General features: G+C 60.3%; 4 protein-coding genes. 2 read left to right on the forward strand and 2 right to left on the reverse strand.

From position 1 onward, the window contains the following. The coding region (locus tag ABX749_RS19495; RefSeq protein WP_372897438.1) for a (5-formylfuran-3-yl)methyl phosphate synthase at positions 1-576 on the reverse strand (576 nt) is incomplete at its 3' end. A 177-nt stretch (positions 577-753) separates the two neighbouring features. On the opposite strand from ABX749_RS19495, the gene ABX749_RS19500 reads away from it, so the two are divergent. Further along, positions 754-1,932, forward strand: coding sequence for an HRDC domain-containing protein (locus ABX749_RS19500; protein WP_145212902.1), 1,179 nt, complete (start codon positions 754-756; stop codon positions 1,930-1,932). 1 nt (position 1,933) lies between these two features. Continuing rightward, positions 1,934-2,629, forward strand: coding sequence for a lysostaphin resistance A-like protein (locus ABX749_RS19505; protein ID WP_372897439.1), 696 nt, complete (start codon positions 1,934-1,936; stop codon positions 2,627-2,629). A 220-nt stretch (positions 2,630-2,849) separates the two neighbouring features. On the opposite strand, the gene ABX749_RS19510 is transcribed toward ABX749_RS19505, so the two are convergent. Further along, positions 2,850-5,474, reverse strand: a complete 2,625-nt coding sequence (locus tag ABX749_RS19510) for a DNA gyrase subunit B (RefSeq protein ID WP_372897440.1) — start codon at positions 5,472-5,474, stop codon at positions 2,850-2,852. Positions 5,475-5,631 lie beyond the last annotated feature (157 nt).

A 5,631-nucleotide genomic window follows, 5' to 3' on the forward strand; every position in this document is an offset into this window, starting at 1 on the left:
CGACCACCACAGTTGCCGCCGGTAGGCTTGGCGGCCGAAATTCGATAGCCGCTGGGCAGTCATCAGGTCGATCGACGAGCGGCCGTTCTTTTCGAACGTATCGAGCAGAATGCGTCGAAAACCATGGCGGGCGGCCAGATCCAGGATCGCTTCGGCCGGCAGGCAGTCGGCGGACCGATGGTCGGCATAAGCGACCGCGACCAATTCCACCGGGTCGGGGATCCGTTTTTCGACGGCTTCCCACATGCCCCTGATCTGGTCAGGCTTGTTGCACCCACTCGGGCCGGCTTTGACAAAGGCGAATTGGGGCGGGACCTGATCGGCCAGCCCCACCGCCTGATCGGATTCCCCCAGCGCTGCCGATAACATGGGGCCGTCCTTGCCGGCGGTCGACCAGCAGGCAGTTTGGCGGGCGAGCTGTTGCCAGATTTGGACGGCCACCGGAGCCAGGGCGCCGCGGTCGGGTTCCTTGAGGTCCAGGATATCGACATCGAATTCGACCGCTCGCGTCGCCTCGACCAGATCACGCACGCTGACCAGCCATTGAGGTTTCGCGATCGCGGGGGGCGTTTTCACGGGGGCCCGGAGTCGGCTCGATGGTGCGTTCAGTGGTGCGTTCGGTGGCATGCAGGATGGTCGTGCGGGTGCCGGGCGGTTAGAGTGATGGCCGAAAAGAAAGAACGTCGGGGGTGGCCAGTGGGGCAACCCGGGGCGACCGTCCCTCCCATTTTGATGCAGAGAGTCTAACGACCCTTGGAATACGAATCGATCAGTGCGATCGACGATCTTCGTCAATTCTGTGATGAACTGGCTGATGCGCCGATCATTGCCTTCGACACCGAGTTTGTTTCCGAAGACCGTTATCGACCCCAGTTGTGTTTGATTCAAGTCGCTGCCGGAGACCGGTTGGCGATCATCGATCCCTTGGCGATGCACACCACCGCCCCGTTCTGGGATCTGCTGGTCCAACCCGGACGAACGGTGATCGCCCACGCGGCGCGTGAGGAATGTCGGTTCTGTTACCAGTTCACCAATCAGCCGATCGCGGGGCTCTTTGACACGCAATTGGCGGCCGGATTTAGCGGCATGGAGTTTCCCATTTCGCTCGGCAATCTGGTCAATCGGTTGACCGGCAAAACGCTTGCCAAGGGGGAGTCTCGCACCAATTGGCGACATCGGCCGCTCTCGCGTGACCAGCTGAATTATGCCTTGCAAGACGTGACCGATCTGGAAGCGATGTATTGGATGCAGCGCGACGCGATCGAAAAGCTCAATCGCCGTGCCTGGTTGGAGGAGGAAACCGAGATCCGCCAACAGAAAGTCATTCAACACGAAACCAGCGAAAACTGGCGGCGCGTCAGCGGATGTGCCGGGATGACGCCGCGGCAACTGGAAATCATCCGCCACCTCTGGCGTTGGCGTGACCAACGCGCCGCGACGCTCGATCGGCCGGTGCGACGGGTGATGCGTGACGATCTGATGGTCGAACTCGCCAAACGCGGGTCGGCGGAGATCAAAAAAATCCGCAACATCCGCGGCATGGATTGGCGCGGTTACAGTGCACACTATGACGACATCTCCGCAGCGATCCAGGCCGCCCTTGAGGTGCCCGACGACCAACTCCCGCGGCGGACCCGGAAATCACGCGGTGTCATTTCCCCGATGCTCAGCCAGTTTCTATCGACGTCCATGGCCTGCATCAGTCGTCAGAACAAACTGGCCCCGTCGATCGTCGGCAACGCCGACGACGTCAAGGAAGTGCTCGGTTTTGAATTGGACCCCAAGGAAGGCGACAAGATACCCTCGTTGCTGACCGGATGGCGCGGCGAGATTGTTGGAAAGACCTTTCGAAAGCTGCTCAGCGGTCACGCGGCCATCCGTGTCGCGGACGTCCGCAAAGAACAGCCGCTAGAATTCGTCGAGCTGGATTGATTTGAACGAAGAAACGCCACCCCCTGAAGACGTCCCGGACGATTTCTTGTTCGTCTGGGCGTGCGGATTCGAGCTCGCCATCGGTCTGGCCGGGCTGCTGCTCGCGTGGTTTCTCGGTGTCGATGCCCGTGCGTACTTGGGGCGGATCGACAAACTGGCGTGGAAAAGCGTGGCCATCGAATTGGGGATCGGTGCACTGGCGTCGATCCCGATGTTGATTGCCATTTCGCTGCTGATGAAAATTCCGCACGAAGCGATCGACGCCCTCAAACGACTCAGCGATGCACCGACGATGAAGGCCTTGTTGTCGCTCTCTCCCGCAGAGTTGTTGACGGTCAGCATCTGTGCGGGCATCGGTGAAGAACTCGCCTTTCGCGGTTGCCTGTTGCCTTGGTTGACCGCGGTGCAGGACGCGACCGGCCAGATCGACAACCCGTTCCAAGTCGGGGATAGTTTTAGCGTGGCTGTTCCGGGGGTGCTCGTCGCGGCAGTCCTGGTCTCCTCGATCGGTTTCGGTTTGCTGCATCCGATCACCAAGCTCTACGTCTTCATCGCATCCTTGATGGGCATTTATTTTGCCGCGCTGATGATCGCGACCGATAGCTTGCTCGTCCCGATCGTCGCGCACGCGGTCTACGATGCGGCACAGTTCTTGATCGCCAAACGCGAGATCGAGGCCGAGGCGGCGGGGGCGTAGCGCCGCCTGCTCGTTCCAAGGCTTCAGCCGATTGTATCGGTGACGGATTTGATCGTAGCGGAAGGCGCCAAGACTTTAGCAGCGTGAGCCCTCTCTGGCGTTTGCTTGCTGCGCAAACGCCGTCTCTCCCAGAGGGAGAGAATCTAAATTGGTTGCCAAAAGCTGCCGATATACAATCGATGTCCCGAGCGATCCACGACACGTATGAATCGCCCGTTGCTTAGACGTCCAGGTTTCGGACGTCCAGGGCGTGCTTCTCGATGAACTCGCGTCGCGGTTCGACTTTGTCGCCCATCAGCAGGCGGAACATTTCATCGGCCGCCCCGGCGTCTTTCATGTTCACCTTGATCAGCGTTCGGTTGGCCGGATCGAGCGTCGTTTCGCGAAGCTCTTCGGCGTTCATTTCGCCCAGCCCTTTAAAGCGAGTCACTTGCAGCCCCTTTTCACCGGCCGCCCGGACTTCGGGCAGCAGGTCACGCAGGTCGACCATCGGGCGGCGGGTGTCTTCGCCGCGGACCAATTCGAAGCGTGGGGTGGTCATGCCGGTTCGGTCGGCCGGAATCAGGTCTTCGAGTGAGAACCCGAGTTCGGAAAGTTCTTTCAGTCCGCTGTTGATCGTGCGGACTTCGTGCAGCTCAGCCAGGTGGGCGATCGTCTTGGTCGGCTCGCTACTGGCCGCTTGCGACGAGGCATCGGTCGTTCCCTCGGCGCCCTCGGCCGCTTCGTCGATTTCTTCGGCGGCCGCCTCGTCATCCAGGACCAGGTTGTGCTGATTGAGATGCGTTTCGACTTCGTCAGTGCTGTGGAACCAGTGTTCCTCGTTCCCGTAGGTCAGCAACCACGAGGGCAGTTTGTTGGTGACCGGATCGATCCGCACGGCGTGGACGCGCAAGCTGACGCCACGACGCTCCAGGGCCACGATCGCGTCTTCCATCGAGGCCAGTGAACCGCACAGCTTTCGCATGTCCTCGCCTTCGATCCGTCGCCCGTCTTCGGCTTCGAAGACGGTGTCGTTGAGACCGCGATCGAGCAACTGACCCTTCATTTCTTCGTCGGTCTGGACGTAGTAGCGGCTGCGTCCGTGGGTGACGCGGAACAGCGGCGGCTGTGCGACATAGACGTGCCCGTCGGCGACCAGCTGGTACATCTGGCGATAGAAGAAGCACAGCAACAAGGTGCGGATATGGCTGCCGTCGACGTCGGCGTCAGTCATGATCACGACCTTGTTGTAACGCCGCTTGGAGATGTCTTGGTCGGCGCCGATGCCCGTTCCGATCGCTTGAATCATCGAACGGACTTCTTCGTTGGCCAGCACCTTGTCTTCGCGACTCTTGTAGGCGTTGATGATCTTACCACGCAGCGGCAGAATCGCTTGGAAGTCGCGCATTCGCCCGCCTTCGGCTGAACCGCCTGCCGAATCACCTTCGACCAGGTACAGTTCGCAGCGTTCCATCTGCTTGCTGATGCAATCGCGCAGCTTGCCGGGCAATCCGCCACCGCCGAGCGCGTCTTTTCGTTTTCGCAGCAAGTCCTTGGCTTTGCGAGCCGCCTCGCGAGCTTCCGAGGCGAGCAATCCCTTGCGCACGATCGACTTGGCGACGCGAGGGTTCTCTTCCAGGTACTTCGACAGCTGCTCGCCGACGCCGGCGTTGATGATGCCTTCGACTTCGCTGTTTCCGAGTTTGGTTTTCGTTTGGCCTTCGAACTGGGGATGCGGCACGCGAACGCTGATCACCGCCGTGATGCCTTCGCGGATGTCGTCCCCACCCAACGCGGTGTTCTTCAGTAGGTTTTCTTTCTTGCCGTAGTTGTTCAGTGTCCGCGTCAGTGCCGAACGGAATCCGGAGACGTGCGTTCCGCCTTCGATGGTGTGGATGTTGTTGACGTAGGACTGAACGTTTTCGGTGTATTCGGTGCTGTACTGGAGTGCGATTTCGAATTGGCAGCCGTCTTTTTCACCGACGATCGAAATCACATCGCTGTGCAGCGGGTCGCTGGCGCGGTTGAGGTGTTCGACGAATTCGGTGATCCCGCGTTCGTATTTGAAATCGCCACCCTCGCCGTTGCGTTCGTCCAGGAACGTGATGCGGACACCGCTGTTGAGGAACGCGAGTTCTTGCAGGCGTTTGTAGAGCGTGTCGAAGTTAAATTTGGTGACCGAAAAGATCTGTGCATCGGCCTTGAAGGTGGTCCTGGTGCCCGTCTTGCTGGTCGTGCGTCCTTTTTTGACCGGTCCGGTTGCGACGCCGCGCTCGTACTCTTGGCTCCACGTGTATCCGTCTCGGCTGACTTCGGCTTCGGCCCACTGGCTGAGGAAGTTGACGACGGTGACGCCGACGCCGTGCAGGCCGCCGGAGGTTTGGTAGGCACCTTTTTCGAACTTGCCACCGAATTTGAGGACCGTCATCACCCCCTCGAGCGTGCTGACTTCGCGATCCAGTTCGGCCGAAAGCTCTTGGTGCTTGGTCACCGGAATGCCGCGACCGTCGTCCTCGACCGTCACGCTGCCGTCGGTGTGGACGATCACGGAGACCTTGCTGGCAAAGCCCGCCATCGCTTCATCGATCGAATTGTCGACGACTTCGTAGACCAGGTGGTGCAGTCCACGCGTCGCGGTGTCGCCGATGTACATCCCGGGGCGTTTTCGGACGTGATCCAAGTCCGAAAGGTGCTTGAGGTCTTCGTCGGTGTATTTCTGGTTCGCTGCGGGAATCGAGGAAACAGGCGCGTTGGGGGCGAGTTCCTGGGCGTCCATTTCTTCCTGGGAGCCTTTTTCCTGCGCGCCCTGATCGGGCGAGTCTGGGGCGTCAGATTCCGGGAGATCCGAAGAGGGGGCGTCGCTCATTGAGACCTGAAACGGGGCGTAAAAGTAGGCCGCATTTTGAGGGATGGTTCCCAATCCTGGTCATCCCAGAACCGCCTGCGGCAGAAGGCGGAATTCTACCATTTCCCGGCGACTTTCGCGAGGCCGCCAGGCGGCCGTCAGGCTCGCTCTGCGGGGC

Source organism: Stieleria sp. (assembly GCF_041595215.1).
In the GTDB taxonomy this organism is placed as follows: domain Bacteria; phylum Planctomycetota; class Planctomycetia; order Pirellulales; family Pirellulaceae; genus Stieleria; species Stieleria magnilauensis.